The sequence below is a fragment of the Thermogutta sp. genome, assembly GCF_014359955.1.
Classification (GTDB): domain Bacteria; phylum Planctomycetota; class Planctomycetia; order Pirellulales; family Thermoguttaceae; genus Thermogutta.
The window spans coordinates 1-2,503 of the sequence record NZ_JACIYL010000670.1; the positions used below are offsets into that span (position 1 = coordinate 1).

Here is a 2,503-nt window from a genome sequence, read left to right on the forward strand (position 1 = left end):
TGCCTCCGGCGGGGCCGCCACGTGGTCCAGAAATGCGTCCACCGCGTCCCGAGGGCGAACGCGAAGGCCCGCCTCCTGTCGATCGTCCGCGAGGAGGACCACCCCGGCCTGAACGCGATCGCCCGGAACGCGATCGGCCGTGAAGGCACCGGTGAAGCAACTGTAGCGGGCAAGCCGTAGAATACGGTCGAGAAACACCACAGCCCGGCAGGGGTAATCAGCAGATTACCCCTGCTTTTTTTGACTGGAATTGTTTGCCGCCCAGTCCCAAAAGACAACCGAATCGGAAAGACCCCTGTCAGACCAAGTACCGGCCCATTTTTGACTCTCCGGGAAAAAATCGAAAGCGAGGCCGAAAAAGGGGCCTTTGGTGGGTGTTTTGCAGACAGTGGAACTACGGTGATGCCAAAGGAGGTCCCTCTGATGCATTCGCACTCCGGAGGCTTGCTGCGAAGCGGCGCGCCCAGTTCCCCGCCGGGGTTGCCGTGGTGATTTGACTGTATGAGTGACGTCGGGCCCAGGTGTTTCATGCTATGGGGGCTTGGACTGCCTCCACAAACATGAGAGGGGAACGATAATTTTACGTTAAAACGGGGACGTGACAAACAGATCCTATCGGAGGGGCATACCTGTCACACCCGGAGCGAATTCGCGGCCGAAGGTTTGAGAATCGGGAGGAGGCGGCATGCACGGCCGCATCGTGTGAAAAACGGGGGGACGAACGGTCCGTGCATGAGCTCCTTAACCCACTGGCGGTTTGTAGAACGCTTGCGAGAGCCTTGACCGCAGTGAGGACCGCAAAAACGCAACGATACCCTGCCCAAGCCTTGCTAGTGCCTTGTGGAGATGGGGAGACTCCCCGGTTTTCTCCCTCGGGAATATGAAATATTGTTGGCTCGGGTGCAGCGACCGAAGATTGTTCTCATTGGCTTGCCTTCATTTGAAAAGGATGCTCTCCAGTTCCTCAACCTTCGCGCTGCCCTTTTCGTTGAACAAGCGCATAAACGACGGTATTGCTCTTCCCTATGGCCAGCGCGGGGCCGAAACCACCAGGTCGGGAAACAAGGCATTTGCACCTGTTCGTGCGACCATCCGCCGGGTACCGATCAACAAAACAACGCAAAGTAGCAAGCGTGCGGCCTGCGCCCCGAAGCACAAATGAGGACAACGCGAATGATTGCCACTACAGGCGGGATAAATACAGCACGGCATCGCCGGCGAATGGGGCGACGAATTCGCGATCACCGCCGCCCGTTACGGGGTCCGCCGCAATGGCTTTACCAGTCGAGGGATGGATCCACTGAACAGCCAGGCGGCCCTTCGCTGCGCTGAGCGAGACCGTGACTTTTCCACCGCTCGGGATGTAGACCACGTACACGTTGCCGGGATCCGCCAGGCAATATTTTGTCGATGCGAGGTTGTCTTGGGGTATCATAGCTCCCAAATTCAACCGCTCAGCCAATCGCCGGACGTGACCCAGGTTGCGGCGGACCGGTTCCCACTGCGGATCAAATCGGTTCCCTAATACCGACCCGTCGTAGGGATCCATGAACAAGGGGTTGTGGCCGCGAAGAAAACTCTTCCAGACCCACGGTCCATTCCCACCGATACCCCAAACGTGGTCGGTGTCCAGCAAGCTGACTTTCTTGCCGTCCCAAGCCGGTGGATCGTCTCTAAATCCATCCCGAGAACCGGGGGAGATCCAGTCGGCGGGACTGGCCAGCATGCTGTCCAGCTTCTCCGCGCCGTGTCCGGTGATCCCGACCGGATGTTGTTTGGGTTTTCTCCGCTCGTACTCATGCACGGTATCCACCACCCACCAATCCCATTCCTTCTCTCCACCTTCGTTGATCACTTCGTAGAGCACGTTGTCAAACTCGTTGACCGTATCGACGACCTTGCGAATATAGGTGGCTTGCAGCTCGTTCACGGCCGGATTGGCTCGGCTGTGCGGTTTTCCACCCGCATCAATTCCGTTGATGTTGTTCTCCGGATGAAACGGATGTGAGCGCCAGGCCCACTGTTCCATCGTGCCCGGCCGCCGGTTACCGTGGAACAATCCCCAGCCTTCGAAGAGCATTACGGACACATAGATCCCTCGCCGCCCTGCCATGCTGACCCGTTCACGCAATCGTGTGAAGTACGCGGGATTAAACTGTTTCAGGTCGAATTTGGGTTTACCGTCGAGGGCTGTCCCCGGACCCGTCCGCGCCCACGGTAACGGCGCCACGTGATGAATGTAATCCTTACCCCATCTTCCGTTAGCCCGCGTATCCCAAAGCGTGGAATCCCAGGTCCAGAGCCGGATGAAGTTGTGCCCGTAGCGTTCGAAAAAGTCGAGATAGGCCTCGAAATCAAACGGCTCCGGTGGGTCGCTGCGTCCCATATCGACCAGGTTGTTCCACGTGTGGGAGCCGACCAGGAGCACCTCACGTCCGCTGGCGTCGCAGAAATAACGCGGGTTCCTGGCGGAGACGCGGAGCGGTCCGGAAGCCGGCTTGGG

The 2,503-nt window shown here is 58.6% G+C and carries 2 protein-coding genes; both read right to left on the reverse strand.

Annotated elements, in window-relative coordinates:
* Positions 1–198 (reverse strand): hypothetical protein (locus tag H5U08_RS15680; protein WP_297035143.1); only part of this gene is annotated, 198 nt, incomplete at its 3' end.
* Between the two features lie 985 nt (positions 199–1,183).
* A partial coding sequence (locus tag H5U08_RS15685) for a DUF6298 domain-containing protein (RefSeq protein WP_297035146.1) occupies positions 1,184–2,503 on the reverse strand: 1,320 nt, incomplete at its 5' end.